This window comes from Prevotella sp. HCN-7019 (assembly GCF_037890215.1).
In the GTDB taxonomy this organism is placed as follows: Bacteria; Bacteroidota; Bacteroidia; order Bacteroidales; family Bacteroidaceae; genus Prevotella.
In genome coordinates this window covers 364,546-387,385 of the sequence record NZ_JBBKBO010000002.1, presented here as the reverse complement: position 1 = coordinate 387,385, position 22,840 = coordinate 364,546, and the positions used below count along the sequence as shown (strand labels likewise).

The following is a 22,840-nucleotide window of genomic DNA, read 5'->3' as shown; positions in this document are numbered from 1 at the left end:
CTTTGCTTTCTGTTTGCGTCGTGACGACAGGCCGGTTGCCGTAATATGTCAGACCGAATATTGCACAAAACGCCTCAAAATGTGCGGTATTTTCTTTTGAATTGCAATATTTATTATTGTTTTGTTGTTAAATTGATATTTTTATCGAATAAATAATGACGGTTTGTTTGTTCTTTACACAAAAACTGACTACCTTTGCATGCAGACCGTCTGAAAAGCCGTCGTAGGCTTATGTGTCGCATGAGGCGACGCGCATGGCGGTGTTTGTTATTTTTATATGGTTAGCGTTCCACCGCATACGGAGATGAACTGTAGTGCGGATTGGAACTGAAAGGGAGAACAGAGATGAAACACAAGTTGAGAAGTGCGGTATGTACCGAAGGCCGCCGCATGGCCGGAGCAAGGGCTCTGTGGGTGGCCACGGGCATGAAGCAGGAACAGTTCGGCAAACCTATAATAGCAGTTGTGAATTCGTTCACGCAGTTTGTGCCGGGACATACGCATCTGCACGAAATCGGACAGATAGTAAAGAAAGAAATAGAAAGCATGGGGTGCTATGCCGCCGAGTTCAACACGATTGCCATTGACGACGGAATCGCCATGGGACACGACGGCATGCTTTATTCACTTCCGTCGCGCGACATCATCGCCGACTCGGTGGAGTATATGGTGAACGCTCATAAGGCCGACGCCATGATATGCATATCCAACTGCGACAAGGTGACTCCGGGCATGCTCATGGCTGCCATGAGGCTCAACATACCGACCGTGTTCTGCTCGGGTGGGCCGATGGAGGCCGGACGGTGGCGCGGCGAGAATGCCGACCTCATTACGGCAATGGTGAAGGGAGCCGACCCTTCGGTGAGCGACGAGGAGATGCGTCAGATTGAAGGATGCGCGTGTCCGGGATGCGGAAGCTGCTCGGGCATGTTCACAGCCAACTCCATGAATTCGCTCACGGAGGCTATCGGACTGTCGCTGCCGGGCAACGGCACGATACTTGCGACGCATGCCAACCGCATCAGACTGTTCCGCGACGCGGCACGACAGATAGTAAAGAACGCGCTGGCCTACTATGAGGACGGCGACGAAAGCGTGTTGCCGCGCAACATCGCCACGCGCACGGCGTTCCTCAATGCCATGACGCTCGACATAGCCATGGGCGGAAGCACCAACACTGTGCTCCATCTGCTGGCCGTGGCAAACGAGGGCGGCGTGGACTTCAGCATGAAGGACATCGACCGTCTGAGCCGTAAAGTGCCGTGTCTGTGCAAGCTCGCGCCCAACACACAGAAGTACAGCGTGCAGGAATGCAACCGTGCCGGAGGCATACTCGGCATAATGAACGAGCTGAGCAAGGGCGGGCTGGTGGACGGAACCGTTAAGCGTGTTGACGGAATGACGCTTTCTGAGGCAATGGCCAAATACGACATAACGTGCGACTATGCCGACGCCGAGGCGTTGCGTATCTATAGCAGTGCGCCCGGACAAAGGTTTTCCACCGTCATGGGCAGCCAGGACTGTGAGTGGGAGACACTCGACACCGACCGCGCCACCGGCTGCATAAGAAGTCTGGAGCACGCCTATACCAAGGACGGCGGTCTGGCTGTGCTCTTCGGCAACATAGCCCAGGACGGTTGTGTGGTGAAGACGGCCGGCGTGGATCCGTCGATATGGAAGTTCAGCGGACCGGCCCGTGTGTTCGACTCGCAGGAGGAGGCTTGTGACGCCATACTGGGCGGACGTGTGAAAAGCGGCGACTGCGTGGTCATCACCCACGAAGGACCGAAGGGCGGACCGGGCATGCAGGAGATGCTTTACCCAACGTCGTACATCAAGAGTATGCATCTCGGCAAGGAATGCGCGCTCATCACCGACGGCCGTTTCTCCGGAGGAACGAGCGGACTGAGCATAGGTCACATATCGCCGGAGGCTGCCGCGGGCGGCAATATTGGTAAGATTGTCGACGGCGACATTATTGATATTGACATCCCGGCACGCACTATAAGTGTCCGTCTGAGCGACGAGGAACTGCAGGCACGTGGACAACGTCCTGTCAGACGAGTGCGCGAGGTGAGCAAGGCACTGAAAGCCTACGCACGAAGCGTAAGTTCTGCCGACAAGGGAGGAGTGAGAATAATTGATTAAAAACATAAAGCCGACGGCAGACATACAAGGTTTCTTCCTGCTGCATGGTTTTACAAAACATATTATAAATGTCGAAGGAAATTATAACAGGAGCTGAGGCACTCATGCGCTCGCTGCAGAACGAAGGGGTGAAGACCATCTTCGGCTATCCGGGTGGAGCCATAATGCCGGTTTTTGATGCTCTTTACGATTATACGGTAGGTGACAAACATGCTTTCAACCACGTGCTGGTGCGCCACGAACAGGGTGCTGCCCATGCCGCCGAAGGCTATGCGCGTGTGAGCGGTGAGGTGGGAGTGTGTCTTGTCACGAGCGGTCCGGGAGCCACAAATACGCTCACCGGCGTGGCCGATGCCATGATGGACTCTACTCCGATAGTGGTGATAGCCGGTCAGGTGGGTGTCAGCGCGCTCGGTACAGATGCTTTTCAGGAAGTCGATCTCGTGGGTATCGCCCAGCCAATTTCAAAATGGAGTTACCAGATACGCCGTTCGGAGGACATCGCATGGGCCGTCAGTCAGGCATTCTACATAGCCCGTTCGGGCCGTCCGGGACCTGTTGTGCTCGACTTTCCAAAAAATGCGCAGGTGGCGACAACCGAGTGGAAGCCTGTAAAAGTGACTTCCGTGCGCAGTTACGAACCTTACCCCAAGCTCGACGATGATGCTGTGGCGCGTGCCGCCGCACTCATCAACTCGGCCAAACGTCCGCTCGCCCTCGTGGGACAGGGCGTTGAATTGGGAGGCGCGCACAACGAACTGATAGAGTTTCTTGAGAAAGCCGATATACCGGCGGCACGCACATTGCTCGGTCTTTCGGCTCTGCCGTCGGGCCATCCGCTCAATATGGGCATGCTCGGTATGCACGGCAGCTATGCGCCCAACGTGAAAGAGCAGCAGTGTGACGTGCTGATAGCCATCGGTATGAGATTCAGCGACCGTGTGACAGGTCGTCTTGACACTTATGCCAAGCAGGCGAAGATAATCCACTTTGACATCGACAACGCCGAGATAGACAAGAACGTGAAGACCGACGTGGCCGTTCTGGGCGACTGCAAGATGTCGCTGCCTGCCGTGACACGCCTGCTCGACAAAAAGAGCCACCGCGAATGGATAGACAGTTTCGGCCCGTTGCGCGACGAGGAAGACGCACGTGTCATACAGCCAGCCATACATCCACAGGACGGTCCGCTGCTCATGGGCGAGGTGGTCAATGCTGTGGCCGAGGCCACTAAGGGCGATGCGGTGCTCGTGAGCGATGTGGGACAGAACCAGATGTTCTCCTGCCGCTACTTCAAATACAACAACAAACGTAGTGTCGTTACCAGCGGCGGCCTCGGAACAATGGGCTTCGGTCTGCCGGCAGCGGTTGGAGCTACGTTCGGAGCGCCACAACGCACGGTGTGTCTTTTCACCGGCGACGGCGGATTCCAGATGAGTATACAGGAACTCGGAACCATAATGGAGCAGCAAGCCCCCGTAAAGATTATACTGCTCAACAACAATTATCTGGGCAATGTACGCCAGTGGCAGTATATGTTTTTCGACAAACGCTATTCCTTCACCCACATGCTCAATCCGTCGTACGAACTCGTATGCCGCGCCTACAACATTCCTTACGAAGCCGTGACCGGGCGCGAGACACTGCACGAAGCCGTTGCCCGAATGCTCGCAACGCCCGGACCGTATGTGCTCGAGTGCGCCGTGAGAGAGGAAGACAACGTCCTGCCGATGACGCCTCCGGGCTGCAGCGTGGACGAGATGCTTCTTGAAATAAAATAACAATCAACAGTAAGGACATGGAGAAGAACTTATATACATTGCTCGTTTACTCGGAAAACCTTGCCGGCATACTGAACCAGATAACCTCTGTGTTCACCCGTTGCCAGATAAACATAGAAAGTCTGAACGTGTCGGCATCGAGCAAACGCGGCATACACAAATATACCATAACGGCATGGAGCGACGAAAATCAGATACAGAAGATAACAAAGCTTATTGAGAAGAAGATTGACGTGGTGAAGGCCGACTATTATCGCGACGAGGAACTGTTCATACACGAAGTGGGACTTTACAAGATATCGACACCGAAACTGCTCGAGAATCCTGAAATATCGCGCACCATACGCCGCCACGACGCACGTATGATGGAGGTGAATCCTACGTACAGCACAGTGCAGTATGCCGGACTGACCGAGGACGTTACTGACCTGTACTACTGTCTGAGCAAGTTCGGATGTCTGTTGCAGTACAGCCGCTCGGGCCGTATAGCCGTAACAAGAAGTTTTGACGAGCCGGTGGCCGATTATCTTCACCGGCAGAAATATAGTGACGATTATGGAACTGAAGAGTAAAGTAGGCGTCTACGATTTTCTGGTAGAGCCTTTTCACTGCGATTTCTCGCACCGTCTGTTCATGGGACATCTGGGAAACAACCTGCTAAACGCGGCTGATTTCCACTCCAACGAGCGCGGCTACGGCATGAATTATCTTAATCCGATACACCGCACATGGGTGCTTTCGCGCCTTGTAATAGAGATGGAGACCATGCCCGAGGCTTACGACACTATCAGTGTTGGCACTTGGGTGGAGAGCGTGAAGCGCTATTTTACAAGCCGCAACTATGCTGTCACCGACAGCAGCGGCCGCCGTTGCGGATACGGACGTAGTATCTGGGCGATGATAGACACCGTGACACGCCAGCCTGTGGACATTATGGCCGTGCGCGACGGACTGATAATGGAGTATGTGGACACTGACACACCGTGCCCCATAGAGCCGCCGTCGCGTGTGAAGATGGGCGACGGAGCCCGACTGGTACGCAGCATTGACACACGTTATAGCGATGTCGACGTGAACGGACACATCAACAGTGTGAAATACATTGAGCATATTCTCGATCTTTGGGACATCGAGTGGTACCGACACAACGACATACGCCGCATCGACATCGCATATGTGGCCGAGGCTTATATTGGCGACCGTCTGAATCTTTACGTCGAACAGACCGGCGACGATGAGTATTGCGTGCGCGTGGCCAAGCTGTCTGCCGGTGCGGAAAAGGATGTTGAGGCTTGTCGCTGTAAGATTAAATTTGTGAAAAAGTGAAAGAAAATTTGGCTGATAGCTATTAAATTGCTATATTTGCCCGCTGATTTATTGAAATAATATAACAAACCGTGGCCTTCGGGTTGCATAAAAACAAATTAAAAATATGGCAGAAATGAATTTCGGTGGCGTGTTGGAAACAGTAGTCACCAGTAAAGAGTTTTCATTGGAAAAGGCACGCGAAGTGCTCAAGAACGAGACCATAGCGGTTCTGGGCTATGGTATTCAGGGACCCGGACAGGCCTGCAACCTGCGCGACAACGGCTTTAATGTGATTGTGGGACAGCGTCAGGGCAAGACGTACGACAAGGCCGTGGAAGACGGATGGGTTCCCGGCAAGACATTGTTTTCTGTAGAAGAGGCTGCCGACAAAGGCACTATAATATGCATGCTCCTGTCTGACGCAGGACAGATTGCCGTCTGGCCGAAGGTGAAACCTTACCTCAAGGCAGGCAAGACACTTTATTATTCACACGGCTTTGCCATCACTTGGAACGACCGTACGGGCGTTGTGCCGCCTGAGGATGTTGACGTGATGATGGTTGCACCGAAGGGTTCGGGTACATCGTTGCGCAGCATGTTCCTCGAGGGACGCGGTCTGAACTGCTCGTATGCCGTATATCAGGATGCGTCGGGCAAGGCTGAGGAGAAAGCAATCGCTTTCGGTATCGGTATAGGTGCGGGTTATCTGTTTAAGACAACCTTCCAGCGTGAGGCTACGAGCGATCTTACTGGCGAGCGTGGTTCACTCATGGGAGCCATCGAAGGACTGTTGGAGGCACAGTATGAAGTGCTCCGTGAGAACGGTCACTCACCGTCAGAAGCGTTCAACGAGACCGTGGAAGAACTCACACAGAGCCTTATGCCGCTGTTCGCTGCCAAGGGAATGGACTGGATGTATGCCAACTGCTCAACCACAGCACAGCGTGGTGCACTCGACTGGGCACCGCGTTTCCGCGACGCTATCAAGCCCGTGATGCAGTGGCTCTACCTCTCTGTGAAAACAGGACAGGAAGCACAGATATCCATTGACAGCAATTCACAGCCAGATTATCGCGAGAAACTCAATGCCGAACTCAAGGCAATGCGCGAAAAAGAGATGTGGCGTGCAGCCGAGACCGTGCGTAAACTGCGTCCGGAAAGCAGCGAATTCTGACAAATGCCATAATTAGATATCCGGCCGCAGAGTGTCGGAGAACGAAAAGACTTATCCCGGGAACTGCCCAACATGGTGCGCCGGGATAAGTCTTTTTGTGTATATCTGGGGATGGAGGTATACCCACAGTGATGTGGCGGAACATTTATTCTGTGATGACTGAATGCGGAGCACTATGTGCCGCACGTGCCTACGCATAGCGTTACACACCTTATATATAATAAGGATGTATGACCTGTCGCCATGTTTTTCATTCATATAAATTTCATGTTTTGTATGTCGGACAGAATATATGGTATTTGTTTTTTTTGTATCTTTGCTAGGCCTTTTAACAAAACCGGGAGTCGCGAGACACTACAAGGAGCGTTACGGACGCATGCTGTGGCTTCCTTACAGATTGAAGTAAATGGAAATGAGAAAGACATTTTGGTTATTAAGTATCGTACTATTAGGATTTTTTTCATGCACATCGCATAATGAGGGCAACCTGCAGGAGCGGGATATGGTGGATTCTTTTCTGATAAGCCGCTACGACTCGATTTATACGTTCCCTGATCTTATGGAAAAACGTTTCAGCCAAGTACAGAAAGGACTGACGGACAGCATGGCCTTCTACCGCCTTGAGTTGTTCGAGGCTTACTGCCGGTTCCTGCAGGGAAACACGGACTATGCCATGCGCACCAACGAGAGAGTGCTGGCCTATGCGCGTGCTCACGAAGACGCTGAGGCTCTTGAGGCCGTATGCTGGAACCACCGATATGCAATGCTGCAGGGAATGAACCAGCGTGATTCGGCCATGGCATGCCTTCATCATGCCTACGATGCGCTCTACCGCACATCCGACAGGCGCGAGCTTGAGAATATCTGCATAAACCTTGCCGACCAGTATCGCCAGACAGGCGACCAGGCCAATTCTGCTAGATACTACCGTAAGGCTTTGTGGGTGGCCGACTCTCTGGGTTCGCGGCGTGTGAAATACAGTATATATGTAGGTCTGGCGTTGGTATATGCCGATCTGCATAACTTCACGCAGGCACACTATTATTTCGACATGGCCGAACATAATCCTGAGCCCAAACTCGAATATGAGCGTTATTATTTCTATAATTCCAAGGGAAACTGCTATTATTTCGAGGAACGTTATGCCGAGGCTCTGGAATGTTTCAAGAAGGCGTATTCCATAGTGAGACAGTTCAACCAGCCTTCGTTCAACGTCATAACCGAGGCCAACCTGGGTGAGATATATACACTTCTCGGCCAGCTCGACTCTGCCGGAGTGTATCTAGACCGTGCCTGCTCGTATGTATATGCCGATTCTACGGCCAACGACGAAGTGGTGTTCTATCTTAACAGTCTGCAGGCAGCGCTTGCGCTCAACCGTCATCAGTATGCAAAGGCGGGGAAGTATCTGTCACAACCGTATGATGCCAGACGCATAGGACCGTCGTACATGTATCTGCACAACAAGCGCCTGATGGAGTATTATCTGCGTCAGGAGGACTATCGCCGTGCCTTCCGCTACAAGGAGATGGTGGACAAATACAACGACTCCATAAGAAACGAACGCCATCTGAAGAGTATCGCTGAGATAGATTTCCGCTATCGTCAGGACACAACGCTGCTCAAGCGTGATATACTCATAGCGGGAAAGAACGTTCAACTGTCCGAACAGCGCACCACCATTGTCTTCACCGTGGGCCTGCTGCTCATTGTTGTGCTCGGTGCGGTGCTTGTGTTCGTGTATGTACGCCGCAAGAACGAGCGGGTGTATGCCCGTCAGCTCGCTCTGGTGACGAAACTGCGTATGGATAATGTGAAGAACCGCATATCGCCACACTACACTCTGAACGTGCTCAACGCCATCATGCCGGCTTTCAGACAGTATGATGATCTGTCGCAGAAGCTGCGTCTTTTTATTAAAGTGTTGCGCTCCAATCTGCTTGCTTCGGACAAGGTGGCTGTGACACTGGAGGAGGAGATGGAACTCGTGAAGGACTTTGTGGCTCTGCGGGAGGAGACAAATCCCGACACACCGCGTGTGGAGTGGCATGTGGATGAGGGTGTTGACGTTCAGGTTTTGGTGCCGTCAATGTGCATACAGATTCCTGTGGAGAATGCCTTGAAGTATGCCTTCGATGGTATGGAAGACACTGGAGAAATTGTGGTGACCGTCGACGACAACGGCAAGGGCGTGTTTGTAAGTATACGCGACAATGGCAACGGCTATAATCCCGGTGCATACAATAATTCGGAACGCGGTACAGGCAATGGTCTGAAGATGATTTTCCGTACGGTGGAGATGCTCAATGCCAGAAATGTGGAAAAAATGCGGTTCGACATCAGCAATCTTTCAGCGACAGGGGAGAGAGGCACTCTTGTCACCATTTACGTACCTTACCGCTATCAGTTCAACCTATAAAACACACAAATCAGATGAATACCAAGATAATGTCAGCCGTCATAGTGGACGACGAACCCGGCGCGATAAGTGCTTTGGAGAACGATCTGCAGACTTACGATGATATAGTCGTGGCCGATACGCAGACCAACGTGCAGAAGGCACGCCGCAGTATAATGCGCCATCAGCCCGATATACTTTTCATGGATGTGGAGATGCCCGGCATCAGCGGCATAGACTTTATGAAGGAGATGAAACCGCTCATCGGACCAAACACGCATGTTGTGTTCTACACAGCATATGACAAATATCTCATCGACGCGTTGCGCGCCTCGGCGTTCGACTATCTGCTCAAGCCCTACACACCCGAAGAGTTGCAGACTGTCATCGATCGTGTGAGGACTGACAGTCGCAGCGGCATTTCGGTTTCGGCTTCACAGACCGCCACTGCTGGCTCCGGTGACAGATTCGCGGTGCAGACCGTGGACCGTCTGATGCTGCTCCGGCGTCAGGAGATACTCTATTTCCACTACGATGACAGCCGCTGTTGGGTGATAACGCTCACCAGTATGGAGGAGCACCGCCTGCGCCGCACCACCAAGGCCAAGGACATACTCGCCATGAGCAGTACCTTTGTGAAGGTGAGTGCCAGCTGCATTCTCAACATCGACTATCTGGCTTCGGTAGAGTACACCACGCTACGTTGCGTGCTTTTCCCGCCGTTCAACAATGTTGAGATAATGGCCAGTCGTCGTCACTATTCGGAGATAAGAGAGGCGCTCAGACTGTTGTGAGTCTGTCGTGCGGCATTGGGAAAGAATAATACGGCTGACGGCCTTGCGCGAAAACGCCTTGTGCGCCGTCTCCCGGCTATAAATACACTGTTTGGCTTACGTCCGTCGGGCTGCATGTCCGTCGGACGTTTCTTTTTGAGAGAGACATGGACTGCTCCCGGGCGTCTGTCCTGTGGTCAGGTGTCTGGATTCTTTCTTTTTATCTTGACTGGTTGGTGAGACTGCATATTTATGAATTTGTGATTTGCTATGGATGTTTATTCATTTTCTCATATCGGTTTATGCAAGTTCATGCAAATCCGCGTCTGCAGCATGTCGCATTCTTACAGCATTGCCGTAAAACGACATGTTGATGTATATTAACTACCACATAAACATGTTTTTCTACCGTTTAGGCACGCTCACTGCACGTATGGTGCATGCGTGCTGCCATGGTGGTTGCATCTTTTATGATGTTTTCCTACTTTTGTGCATATAATGATGGCGCGCTTTCCGCGTCTTCGATGAGACCGTACTATGCAGGCGATGGAGTGTCCGTCGCATTGATTCGCATTAAATATATATATACATACAGAGAGTTTAGCCTCATGTTGGTATTATAGGATTAGGCTTTCCTGATATAGAATGTCTGATATCGTTGTCGGCTTGTTACAACTATGGGAAAATAAATATATATATATGAGCCGTGGCGAAATTCGGACATTCTTTTTTTGTAATCATCTCATACGTGTCGTGTCCCGATGAAATATATACCGTATGGGCACGATTTTCCACCGTTTGAACCGGTCTGTTGCCGCTCCGGTAATTCTGCGCCTTTAGGCCGGTTGCGGACATGCCGCGCTTTGTGTAACTTTGCACAAGACAAACGTTTTGTTTTATGTGTCGCTGCGGGTTCACCCGAATGTACTTCGGTCACCACAGCATATATGGAAAAACAATCAATAATAAAATAAACAAACCACAAAATCAGATTTTATGAAAACATTAAAGTGTATTCTGTTCTCGGCGATGTGCTGTCTTTGCAGCGTCGGAGCGAGTGCGCAGAGTCTTGGTGACATTCTTGGTTCCTTAGGCGAAGGACTCACTGTGAGCGCCGTTCTCAAGAATCCCAACATGCAGTCGGCTGACATGAAAAACTTCTTTGCTTTTATCAATGCCGGCCACAGCAGTTTCAATGAAGGCAAATATGGCGATGCCGTCTCTCATTATTCAGAGGCAAGAAAGATTGTGAATGCCACCAACGACAAGATACTCCGGAAGGTTTATCTCAACTATGGTGTCAAGGCACAACTGGACGAATGGTACAGCAACGCATACACACAGTATAAGTTGCATAATCCTTCGCAGCCGGTGGAAAGTAGCGGTTCTGTCTCAGGTTTCTCCGGTGGAGGTTTTTATACAGCTCCGAGTACAGGAGGAACCACTACCACGCAGACCAAGACCGTGTGCCGTCTGTGCGGCGGAACAGGCCGTAAGATAAAGGAATTCTACAGTGCCGGTCAGCACAAGTGGTGCGCCACATGCAACCGGGAAGTTGGAACGGGCCATCAGCACGTCACGTGCGACTTGTGCCATGGAACAGGATCATACTGACATGATTGACTTATGACAGAACCGTCATGTGCTGAACATGTGTTCTGTATAAGATACCTTAAAGCTGTTTTGTACAATATTATCATGGTATCCGGTGCATTTCAATGTATGCACCGGATTTTGTTTTTGTTATGAAGCGTTTCTGTCGTTTGCTGTCAGTCCGTGACCGTTGTGCCCATACGTGTTTCTTGTCCGCACTGCATGCGGGTTTGTGAGGATATACAGTCGGTCTTCCAGCCATGACATGATGCAAATACTGACTGACCGGTGTATGTCGCGAAAAATTATTTACCATGTGATTACTGTTTTTTACCGTCTGGACCACGATATGTTTTGTTTGGGCTCTATCCTTGATTTTCGCGGTTGTCGGCCTTTGTGTATTTGTGTAACTTTGTGTCATAAAAGGTTAAAAAATGACGGTCGGGCAGATAACGAGTTCAGCTGCTTGTATCGTAATGGTTATTGATTGACAGAACTCATATTAAAAGAAAGAAAATGAGAAAATTTACTAAAGTTGTCGCAGCATTGTCTGTAACTACATTGATGTTCACAAGTTGTGCGTCTTACCAGAAGACAGCTCCGGTTATGGGTGTGGGTGATAATGTCATCGCCACTTATGTCGCAGCTGACCTGGACTATGCAAATGCCAAAAAGGTAGAGGGAACAGTAGAGACAAAGACTCTGTTTGGCTTTATCCAGCTCAACAAGAACGGCAATAAGACTCTTAAGAGTTCCAACCGTTACAGAGGATTGGGCAAGAGAGAAGCCCAGGCTCTTTATCGTGCAAAGGAAAGTTCTAATGTTGACATAATACTCGAACCGGAGTTCGACAAAGAGAAACACAGCTATTTCTTCGGATTGTACAAAACATCCGTGACAAAGGTGACAGGTTGGGGAGTTAATATAAAAGGTATAAAAGAAGATACTCGCAGATAGTTTGCTTTGTTTTCTTATTGCTGTTTGCATTTTCATAACAGTGGTAAAAAACGGCCCGGCTCCGGTTTTCGGAAGTCGGGCATTTTTGTTTTCTTGTGTCGTTGCCTTACGGTTTATGCGTGGACTGGCTGGTTCAGCTCTGTGGAATGCGGCTTTTCTTCCGGTGGTTTTACGTCTTTCGTGCCGTCAGATACTGTTTTCAATGTGTTATCCTCCGGCTTCTTTTTCTGCGGAATATGCCTGTCAGTGATACCGTTCTGGTATGTCCTTATCATGCTTTATACGGGCTTTTAATAAAAATAAACACTTTTTTGAATGTAAAAGCCTGAATTTGGAATCATATTTCAGATTCTTTTCAGAATTCGACAATAATTTCGCAGCATGAAACAATAATCAGAACTAACAACTAAAAATAATGTATATGAAAGGAAGATTCACTATTTTAACACTCATGATGGCGATGTTCATCATGGTATCGTGCGACAACAATGATTCTTTTGACGACGGTAAGCTGAGCGAGAAGCAGGTGCCTAAGGCTGTGCTGGCTGAGTTTGAGGAGAAATATCCCGACGCTACAAACGTCACATGGGCCAAGAAATATGATTCGTATGCTGTTGCAAGTTTCACAACAAGCGGACAGCAGACATCCGGCAAAGACCATACGGCATGGTTTGAATGGGGCACTGGTAAGTGGAACATGACCGAAGTGGAAATGCCATACAGCATGATTCCCGAAGCAGTGAAGACCGCATTCGAAGCCAGCGCTTATTCCAAGTCGCCGTGGGTGAGAGACAACGAGGTTGATTTCCTGCAGAGACCGGACAACACAGAAGCACTTTATGTGATAAACGTGGAGAAGAAGGAATCGGGCGTTGAGACAGAGATGGAACTCTATTACACCGCTGCCGGTGTGCTGGTGAAGGAGATTGCCGATGTGGACAAGGACAACGACTATCACGACTACCTGCCGCAGACACCGTCGGACGCTATCAACGCATGGCTCAGCACAAACTATCCGGGTGCCCGTATGGTGGACATGGAGCGCGAGCACAACTCCACAGAGATTGAGTTTGTGTGCAACGGACTGAAGTACGAAGCCGTATTCGATGCGTCAAACCAGTGGGTTTACACCAAGACCGACTTCGGCCGCAACTACGCCAGCCTCGTTCCTGAGGTGGTGATGACTGCTCTCACCGGCAAATACAGCACAAGCGAGTGGCGCGTTGAAGACGCCGAGGAGTTCGAGTCTGCCGCAAACCACTACTTCAGCTTCGAACTGGAGCGTCTGCAGAGTGCATGGGACGACGAGATAGATGTGTATATCAGCGTTGACGGAACATTCATTGAGCGTCCGCAGAATCCGGAAAATCCCGGTGGCGAAGGTGGCAATGTGCCCGTGGCAGAAGACCTTCTGACCTTCATTCAGCAGCAGTACAGCGGTGCGGTGGTGATAGGCAAGGAGTATGACGACGGTCTGCTGGAGATAAAGATCAGCCACAACGGACTGATAAAGGAAGTGAAGTTCAACGGCCGCAACCAGTGGGTGAAGACCGAGTACGATATTTACAACTACGAGGACCTGCCGCTGGCAGTGAGAACAACGCTCGAGGCTGACAAGGATTTCCAGAAAGTGAAGATGGAGATGGAGGCCACCGAAACACCTTCGGACACTGTTTACAAGATTGAGATAGAAACCGCACGTGCCGAAGTGCAGTACACCATAAACGCTGCGGGCACTCTCCTTCACAAGGAATACGACGACTGATAAATGTCCGCAAGTATCATGTTGTGCTTCAACCGTTTGTCTGACGGTATATATCAGACAGTTTGATCGATACTGAGTTCACAATACCCGATCCGCCGGCATACGTCAATCGGCTCACAGCTGATACTGCCGGCGGATCTTTTTTTGTCTTCTTACGGGTTTTCAGATACAGAAAAACAGTTGTTCCGTTTTCTTCATTACGCCGTACGGACGGTTCCCTCACGTAATGACAAACTCACTTTGCCACAACCGGTAAATCATCACCGCAAGGCCGGGGCATTTTTTCCGGGTTCGTCTTCGCTCCTCTTGTCAGTGTTTTCAAAGAAAACTCAGGCGATGCACTTACAGTTTTTCTTGACTTTTTTTTGACAAAATAAAATCGCAAAAGAGAAGTAAGGATATGTTAAATCAGAACTTATAAAGCCCCTTTCAGCCCGTACCATATCGCCACATACCCTGTAGTGTAATCCGTAATGGTTCATCCGGCATTCCGATCATGCCCGTTTTAGCCTGTGGTTTCGGCTGTTTTAGGGTGTGATATTATGCATTTCAGGCCCTGAAACGGGCAATATCACATGCCGAAACGGTGCTTATTGCAAGATGAAAAAATGGCTGTTGAATGTAAACCGCTTATGTTCAGTGTTTTGTGTAACCCTCTTATTTTTCGCGTATTTGCGTTCGACGGAGAGTCTGCCCGCAAAAACTCGCTTATTTTTAGGGGTAGAACTGAAAACTCTGACGAAAAAATCGCAAGACGCTTTAAATTTGAAAGTGCCCGGATTACCTTGCTCTCAGCAGAAAGAAACAATGTTTATCGGGGATTGAAACAGCGGTTTCTCATCGAAATCAATTTCCCTTACATTTCTGCCGATTTCTGTTCAGACGGCAGATCCGGACATATATATCACGTCTTTGCATACAGCCGGTGTGTTATTATTCCTTTGGCAATGCTTTCACTATATTTCTATAATATGGATTCGGCTCGACACTGCCAATCCAAATAAACAAAAGTTTCTTTGTCTTGCCAGTGTGCTCGCCTTTCACTATATTTGCAATATCAATTTATTTTTTGTCTTAGAATATGCGTGTAAAACTGTTTTTCTTGCTTCTTCTGCTTCTTCTGCCGTGCCGTTCGTGGTGTGGCGGTGTGTCGTCGTCACTCGGTGAGCGCATCGATTCTTTGCTTTCAGGTAAGCGTATGACCGTCGGCGTGTCGGCCGAGTGCGGAAGTTTCAGTTATGTAAAGAACGCCCGGGTGCGCTTTCCGCTCATGAGTGTGTTCAAGGTGCACGTCGCCATGAAGGTGCTTTCCGACCTGGCGGCCAGCGGAACGAGCCTCGACACCATAGTGCATGTGGAAAGAGCAATGCTTCGTGAGAACACTTACAGTCCGCTGCGCGACGCCCGCCCCACGGGAGACGTGGATATCAGCGTGGCAGAACTAATGAGATACAGTGTGGCGGAGAGCGACAACAACGCATGCGACATACTCATCGCCATGGCTGGAGGTGTGCGTCAGATAGACCGCTACGTGCGTTCGCTCGGCGTGAAGGACTTCCGTCTGAAGCACGACGAGGACGGTATGCACCGCGACCTCACCAACTGTTATGACAACTGGAGCCGTCCCGAGGCCATGACGCAGCTCATGAAACTGATATTCGAAAGCAATGCGCCGCTCTACGAACCCCTGCGCCGCATAATGGCAACCACCGTGACGGGTGCCGACAAGATACGCGCCGGTGTGCCTGACGGTATGCCCATAGCCCACAAGACGGGCAGTTCCGACCGCATAGATGGCATAAAGACCGGCGACAACGATGTGGCTGTGGTGCGTATGCCGTCGGGTCGCAACTGCTACATCACGGTCTTCATAAAGGATTCGGCCGAGAGCGACGCCGTCAATGCCTCTGTCATAGCCTCCGTGGCACGCGAGATTGTGGCCGAGGTGGAGGCACGCGGGCTCTAAGGGCTTTCATGTCCGCAAGCATAACCGCGCTGTGTCGCGGTTCGTGGCGGTGCTCCGCGTCAAGTGCCGTCTCACTTATATAAACCTGATAATCTGCTAATCAAAACAATAAAACCTTATGAACCTCAGAACATTTTTTCTCTCCGGTATGCTGGCTTTGAGTCTTACGGCCGGTGCCGACGGCTGGAAAGGTCGTCCCGTAGACTTCTCCCACGGCCGCATCGTTGTGTCCGAAAACCATCGTTTCCTGCAACATGAGGACGGCACGCCCTTCTTCTATCTCGGCGACACTGCCTGGGAACTGTTTCACCGCCTGTCGCGTGAGGAGGCGGATACCTATCTTTCCGACCGCGCGTCGAAAGGATTCACCGTCATACAGGCCGTTGCCATAGCTGAGCTCGACGGCCACACCGTGCCAAACGCATACGGACACCTGCCTCTCAACGACTTCGACCCGGCGTCGCCAGCCGTCGCCGACGGACCCGACAACGACTATTGGGACCATGTGGACCACATCGTGGCACGCGCAAACGCCCTCGGTATGTATGTGGGCATGCTGCCCACGTGGGGACGCTACTGGCATGAAGGGGCGGGAGTGCGCGACAACCGTCCGCTGTTCGACGAGCGCAACGCCGAGATTTACGGCGAGTTTCTCGGACGGAGATATAAGGACAGCCGTGTGATTTGGATTCTCGGAGGCGACCGCAATGTGGACAACGACAGTCAGAAAACCGTGATACGTGCCATGGCGCGCGGACTGCAGCGCGGTCACGGAGGTACGCAGCTCATGACGTTCCATCCCATAGGCGGGCAGGGCTCGTCCACATGGTTTCACAACGACGAATGGCTGAGTTTCAACATGAGGCAGAACGGTCATAACTCCGACTACACCGGATGCTACAGCAATACGCTCGAGGACTACCGGCGCACGCCCGTGAAACCCGTCATCGACGGCGAACCGCTCTACGAGGACCATCCGCTCTCGTTCGATGCCTCGCGCCTCGGCTATTCCATATCGTCGGATGTGCGCCGTCCTCTTTACTGGGACCTCTTCAACGGAGCATGCGGTCACACCTACGGACACCACTCCGTGTGGCAGATGTTCGACCCCGACAAGGGCCGCCACCCTATAAACAATCCGCTCTGCACGTGGCGGGAAGCCCTTGGCCGTCCCGGTTCGGGACAGATGATGCACGCCCGCCGGCTCATGGAGTCGCGCCCGTACTTCAGCCGCGTGCCCGATCCGTCGCTCATAGTCAGTGCCCGTGTGGTGCAGTCGGTGCCCGGTGAAGGCCGCTACCGCCTTGTTGCCACGCGCGACACAGCCGGAACATACGCCATGGTTTACGTGCCGTCGGGCCGACGTTTTGCCGTAAATACCTCACAGCTGCGTGGCAAGCGATTGAAAGCATGGTGGTTCAATCCGCGTGACGGTAAGGCAACCGCCATCGGTACATTCGCCAATGACGGCAATCCGTTGACCTTCGCACCGCCCACCGACGGCGAACTGATCGACTGGGTGCTCGTGCTCGACGATGTCTCATGCCGCTATCCTGCACCCGGAAGCCGTCGGTGGAAGGGCGACTGGAGCCGTTAGCGCTTTCCGTGATGTCGTTTCTTCCGATTGTCATGCCGGTTTGCTACGTGTCTGTCAGGACGTGTAGACATATTATTGTTGAGGCTTCGGATGCATAAATATGACATCACGGAAGTAAAAAAATCTGACGGATAAGATTCTCAAAACAGAAAACGAAACAACATCCACGGCCACGGTGCGGAAAGTAAAAAGGGGTTTTCCGCAACCGTGTGCCGTCCGTCGCAGAGTGGTCCGCACACCGCCTGCGTGCCAAACGGCCTTTTTCGCATTGCCGTACGGGCCATATCACAACATGAAATGTACCATATCATGGCACGAAACGAACCATATCATGACATGAAACGGGCTTTATTGCAGTGCGAAACGGCCCGTTCCGCACCGTGTTCCGTTGGTTTGTGAAATACAAAGATGAACAATCCGCTGATTATTAATGGAATATGCAAAGTTCCTAAAACTCGCGTATTCGCGACCGGAAGTACTCCTGTACGCTTCTTCGCAATTCTAATGCACTTGACGTTACATAATTATTTATAAGCCGTATCCGTTTTTGCATAAATATACATATTCGTTCTTGTTCCGCCTTCTTTTACGGTCTGTGTGCTTGCAAAGTGAAAGGAATGATATTTTGTGGATTTTATGGCATTTTTATTTTATAAATATTGTCTTATTTACTATATGTTATAAAATCAAGCTTTTTACTTACATATATTATATTTCTATAGTAAAATATATGTGTGATGTGATAATTTGTTACATCGTCTGAATTTTTTTGACGAAAGATTTTGTGTGTTTTATCATTCTGAAACAAATTTTCTATTTTTGCACGACAATAGAAATGATTTGAGAGAAATATATTTCATATAGATAGTTTTAGTGGTAAAAAGATAAATTTTTAATAACATGACAATGTCGGAAAGAACAGGATTGTATGACGCATCACACGAACACGATGCTTGCGGAGTGGGCATGATAGTGGATATTCACGGCAACAAGTCGCACGAACTGGTGGATTCGGCTCTCAAAGTGCTTGAGAACATGAAGCACCGTGGGGCCGAAGGTGCCGACAACAAGACCGGCGACGGTGCCGGAATAATGCTCCAGATACCGCATGAGTTCATTCTTTTACAGGGTATTCCTGTGCCCGAGAAGGGCAAGTATGGTACGGGTCTGGTGTTCCTTCCGAAGGACGAGAAGGAGCAGGCGGGCATGCTCAGCATAATGATAGAGGAGATTGAGCGCGAGGGACTCAACCTTATGCATCTCCGCAACGTGCCCGTCAATTCGTCGGTGTTGGGTAAGGACGCGCTGGCTACCGAACCGGACATCAAGCAGGTGTTCATAACCGGTGTGACAGATGCCGCCAACATCGACCGCACGTTGTACATCATACGCAAACGCATAGAGCGTCGCATCAGGCATAAGGATTTCTACATCGTGTCGCTCTCGAGCAAGAACATAGTTTATAAGGGTATGCTGTCGTCGGTACAGGTGCGCGAATATTTCCCCGATCTCACACAACCGTATTTCACAAGTGGTCTGGCGGTGGTACATTCGCGCTTCAGCACCAACACGTTCCCTACGTGGAGCCTGGCCCAGCCGTTCCGTCTGCTGGCGCACAACGGTGAGATAAACACCATACGAGGCAATCGTGCGTGGATGGAAGCCCGCGAGAGTGTGCTCTCTACTCCGGCTTTGGGCGATGTCAGGGACATACGTCCAATCATACAGCCCGACATGAGCGACAGTGCTTCGCTTGACAATGTGCTGGAGTTTTTCGTCATGTCCGGACTCAGTCTGCCGCATGCCATGGCGATGCTTGTTCCAGAATCGTTCAACGACAAGAACCCTATCAGCGAAGACCTCAAGGCTTTCTACGAGTATCACTCCATATTGATGGAACCGTGGGACGGCCCTGCCGCGTTGCTGTTCAGCGACGGTCGCTACGCCGGAGGAATGCTTGACCGCAATGGTCTGCGCCCGGCACGCTATCTGATAACCCGCAACGACATGATGGTTGTGGCTAGTGAGGCCGGTGTCATCAGTTTCGAACCGGGTGACATAAAGGAGAAAGGACGCCTCCAGCCGGGCAAGATTCTGCTCGTGGATACACAGGAAGGCAAGATATACTACGATGGAGAGCTGAAAGACAGTCTGGCTTCGATGAAGCCCTACAGGCAGTGGCTCTCGGCCAACCGCATAGAACTCGACGCCCTGCGCAGCGGACGCAAGGCGCCGAACAGTGTTGACGATTACGAACGTCGCCTGAGAGCGTTCGGCTATACACGCGAGGATGTGGAGCAGATCATACAGCCCATGAGTGCCAAAGGCTCTGAACCGACTGCCTCCATGGGCAACGACACTCCGTTGGCTGTGCTGTCCGACCGCCCGCAACTGCTCTTTAACTACTTCCGTCAGCAGTTTGCCCAGGTCACCAATCCGCCGATAGATCCTATCCGCGAAGAGCTGGTTATGTCGCTTACCGAATACATCGGTGCCGTGGGTATGAACATTCTTCTGCCCGACGAGTCGCATTGCAAGATGGTGCGTCTGCCGCATCCCGTGCTCACCAACACACAACTCGACATTCTCTGCAACATTCGTTACAAGGGATTCAACACTGTGAAGCTGCCCATCGTCTTTGAAGCGTCGCGCGGAAAGGCTGCTCTGCACGCCGCACTCAACGATCTTTGCAAGCAGGCGGAGGCGTCGGTGGACGAGGGTGTGAACTACATTATCCTTTCCGACCGTGATGTTGACGATACACATGCCGCCATACCGTCGCTTCTTGCCGTGAGTGCCGTGCATCATCATCTTATTTCTGTGCAGAAGCGTGTGCAGACAGCGCTCATCGTTGAGAGCGGAGAGATACGCGAGGTGATGCATGCTGCGCTGTTGTTGGGCTACGGAGCAAGTGCCATAAATCCGTATATGGCGTTCGCGGTGATAGACGATCTGGTGAAGCGCAACGAGATTCAGCTTAACTATGAGACCGCCGAGAAGAATTATATCAAAGCCGTATGCAAGGGCTTATACAAGATAATGAGCAAGATGGGCATCAGCACCATACGCTCATATCGCGGAGCAAAGATATTCGAGTCCATCGGATTGGGCGAAGAACTGTTGCGCGACTATTTCGGAACCACCATATCTACGGTCGGCGGAATAGGTCTGGAGGAGATTGCACGCGACTATACCGTCTTCCATGACGAGGGCTTCCGGCCGGCTGACGCGTCTGGTCTGTTGCCTCATGTGGGCCTTTTCTCCTATCGCAAGGACGGTGTGAAGCATGCGTGGAACCCTGTCACGATATCCACTTTGCAGCTTGCCACTCGTCTGGGAAGCTACAAGAAGTTCAAGGAATTCACATCTCAGGTCGACGGGAAGGAGAGCGAGATATTCCTGCGCGACTTCTTCGACTTCAAGCGCAACCCTATTCCGATAGAAGAAGTGGAGCCTGTGGAGAACATCGTGCGCCATTTCGTGACGGGAGCAATGTCGTTTGGAGCCATCAGCAAGGAGGCTCATGAGGCTCTCGCGCTTGCAATGAACGAGCTGGGAGCACGCAGCAACACCGGAGAAGGTGGCGAAGACAGCAGCCGTTTCCACGATATGGTGGACGGTATTGCACTCAACAGTAAGACAAAACAGGTGGCATCAGGACGTTTCGGTGTGACTGCCGAATATCTGGTGAACGCTGACGAGATACAGATAAAGGTGGCTCAGGGAGCCAAACCGGGTGAAGGAGGACAGCTACCGGGCTTCAAGGTGAATGAGGTTATTGCCCGAACGCGTCACTCTATTCCCGGAATATCACTCATTTCTCCGCCACCTCATCACGACATTTACTCAATAGAGGACCTCGCGCAACTCATCTTCGACCTTAAGAATGTCAATCCTAAGGCGCAGATAAGCGTGAAACTCGTAGCAGAGAGCGGCGTAGGAACAATCGCCGCGGGCGTTGCCAAGGCAAAAGCCGACCTGATTGTCATCTCCGGAGCGGAGGGAGGAACAGGTGCTTCGCCTGCTTCGTCAATGAGATATGCCGGTATATCGCCGGAGATAGGACTAAGCGAGACTCAGCAAACGCTTGTTCTCAACGGACTGCGCGGACAGGTTCGTCTGCAGACTGACGGTCAGCTGAAGACCGGACGCGACATCATCAGCATGGCGCTGCTTGGTGCCGACGAGTTCGGATTCGGTACGACGGTGCTCATTGTGTTGGGTTGCGTGATGATGCGTAAGTGTCATACGAACATGTGTCCGGTGGGTGTAGCCACTCAGGACCCGAAACTGCGTGAGCATTTCCGTGGACATTACAAGTATGTCGTGAACTATTTCCGGTTCCTTGCACAGGAAGTGCGTGAGTATCTTGCGCAGATGGGATTCAGAAAACTCGACGACATAGTAGGTCGTGCCGACCTCATAGAGATAAAGAAAGACAAAGAGCACGGCAGATCATCGTTGCTAGACTTCGACCGTATGCTCCATATGGTGGACAACGGAGCGGCAATACATCATGTGAATGAGCAGAAGCACGACATTGACCATGTGAAGGACGTCGACATCATTGCTGCTGCACGCGACGCGATAGATAACGGTAAGGAGGTATCGCTCGACTATGCCATTGCCAATACCGACCGTTCCGTCGGTGCGATGCTGTCGGGTGTGGTTGCTGCCAAGTATGGTAACGGTGGACTGCCAGACCAGTCTGTCAATGTAAGATTCAAAGGATCGGCCGGTCAGAGCTTCGGAGCGTTCCTCGCACACGGTATCAGTTTCCGTCTCGAAGGCGAGGCCAACGACTATCTTGGCAAGGGCTTGAGTGGCGGACTCATATCCGTACAGCCGCCTATCAGGTCTAACTTCAAGGCTGAGGAGAACACTATCGCCGGCAATACACTGCTCTACGGTGCGACGAGCGGACAGGTATATATCAACGGTTGCGTGGGCGAGAGATTCGCAGTGCGCAACTCCGGTGCCGTAGCCGTTGTGGAAGGTGTGGGCGACCACTGCTGTGAGTATATGACAGGCGGCCGTGTTGTAGTGCTCGGAAAGACCGGACGTAACTTCGCCGCAGGTATGAGTGGAGGCGTGGCATACGTCTGGGACCGTGAGCACACGTTCGACTACTTCTGCAACATGGAGATGGTGGAACTGTCGTTGCTCGAGAACTCCACTGCTAGAAAGGAACTCCACGAACTCATACGCCAGCATTATCTGTACACAGGTTCGCCGTTGGCGCGTACGATGCTTGACGACTGGAATCACTATGCCGATGAGTTCATACAGGTGACACCTATCGAGTACAAGCGCGTACTTGCCGAAGAGCAGATGCGCAAGCTGCAGCAGAAGATAGCAGACGTACAGAGAGATTATTAAA

General features: G+C 51.3%; 14 protein-coding genes. 13 read left to right on the top strand and 1 reads right to left on the bottom strand.

What is annotated here, in order from left to right; genetic code table 11:
- Positions 1-345 precede the first annotated feature (345 nt).
- The 9 genes from ilvD to WKT13_RS04520 all read left to right on the top strand — a co-directional run bounded on the left by ilvD (position 346) and on the right by WKT13_RS04520 (position 12,132).
- The gene (ilvD, locus tag WKT13_RS04560) at positions 346-2,148 is read left to right on the top strand and encodes a dihydroxy-acid dehydratase (protein WP_340323012.1); all 1,803 of its coding nucleotides are present in this window, start codon (positions 346-348) and stop codon (positions 2,146-2,148) included.
- Between the two features lie 68 nt (positions 2,149-2,216).
- Entirely contained in the window at positions 2,217-3,929 is a 1,713-nt protein-coding gene (ilvB, locus tag WKT13_RS04555; RefSeq protein ID WP_340323011.1) for a biosynthetic-type acetolactate synthase large subunit, read from the top strand.
- Positions 3,930-3,946: 17 nt separating this feature from the next.
- The gene (ilvN, locus tag WKT13_RS04550; protein ID WP_298620578.1) at positions 3,947-4,501 is read left to right on the top strand and encodes an acetolactate synthase small subunit; all 555 of its coding nucleotides are present in this window, start codon (positions 3,947-3,949) and stop codon (positions 4,499-4,501) included.
- Positions 4,485-5,255: an acyl-[acyl-carrier-protein] thioesterase gene (locus WKT13_RS04545; RefSeq protein WP_340323010.1), complete on the top strand. Its 771-nt coding sequence runs from the start codon at positions 4,485-4,487 to the stop codon at positions 5,253-5,255. Before ilvN ends, WKT13_RS04545 begins: the two co-directional genes overlap by 17 nt.
- Before the next feature lie 106 nt (positions 5,256-5,361).
- Entirely contained in the window at positions 5,362-6,411 is a 1,050-nt protein-coding gene (gene ilvC / locus WKT13_RS04540; RefSeq protein WP_298620576.1) for a ketol-acid reductoisomerase, read from the top strand.
- Between the two features lie 412 nt (positions 6,412-6,823).
- Entirely contained in the window at positions 6,824-8,830 is a 2,007-nt protein-coding gene (locus WKT13_RS04535) for a histidine kinase (protein ID WP_340323009.1), read from the top strand.
- Between the two features lie 14 nt (positions 8,831-8,844).
- On the top strand, positions 8,845-9,603 hold the full coding sequence (locus WKT13_RS04530; protein ID WP_298620573.1) for a LytR/AlgR family response regulator transcription factor: 759 nt from the start codon (positions 8,845-8,847) through the stop codon (positions 9,601-9,603).
- 975 nt (positions 9,604-10,578) lie between these two features.
- Positions 10,579-11,196: a hypothetical protein gene (locus WKT13_RS04525; RefSeq protein ID WP_340323008.1), complete on the top strand. Its 618-nt coding sequence runs from the start codon at positions 10,579-10,581 to the stop codon at positions 11,194-11,196.
- A gap of 495 nt (positions 11,197-11,691) precedes the next feature.
- Positions 11,692-12,132, top strand: a complete 441-nt coding sequence (locus WKT13_RS04520) for a hypothetical protein (protein WP_298620569.1) — start codon at positions 11,692-11,694, stop codon at positions 12,130-12,132.
- A gap of 113 nt (positions 12,133-12,245) precedes the next feature.
- Here the strand turns inward: WKT13_RS04520 and WKT13_RS04515 are convergent, their stop codons facing one another.
- Positions 12,246-12,407 (bottom strand): hypothetical protein, encoded by a 162-nt coding sequence (locus tag WKT13_RS04515; RefSeq protein WP_340323007.1) that lies wholly within the window; start codon positions 12,405-12,407, stop codon positions 12,246-12,248.
- 146 nt (positions 12,408-12,553) lie between these two features.
- On the opposite strand from WKT13_RS04515, the gene WKT13_RS04510 reads away from it, so the two are divergent.
- From WKT13_RS04510 to gltB, 4 genes are all read left to right on the top strand, one after another.
- On the top strand, positions 12,554-13,897 hold the full coding sequence (locus tag WKT13_RS04510; protein ID WP_340323006.1) for a PepSY-like domain-containing protein: 1,344 nt from the start codon (positions 12,554-12,556) through the stop codon (positions 13,895-13,897).
- A 1,081-nt stretch (positions 13,898-14,978) separates the two neighbouring features.
- The gene (gene bla, locus WKT13_RS04505) at positions 14,979-15,863 is read left to right on the top strand and encodes a class A beta-lactamase (protein ID WP_340323005.1); all 885 of its coding nucleotides are present in this window, start codon (positions 14,979-14,981) and stop codon (positions 15,861-15,863) included.
- Between the two features lie 118 nt (positions 15,864-15,981).
- A complete protein-coding gene (locus WKT13_RS04500; protein ID WP_340323004.1) occupies positions 15,982-17,460 on the top strand; it encodes a glycoside hydrolase family 140 protein in 1,479 nt (492 codons plus the stop codon).
- Between the two features lie 900 nt (positions 17,461-18,360).
- A complete protein-coding gene (gene gltB / locus WKT13_RS04495) occupies positions 18,361-22,839 on the top strand; it encodes a glutamate synthase large subunit (RefSeq protein ID WP_340323003.1) in 4,479 nt (1,492 codons plus the stop codon).
- The last annotated feature ends 1 nt before the right edge of the window (position 22,840 follow it).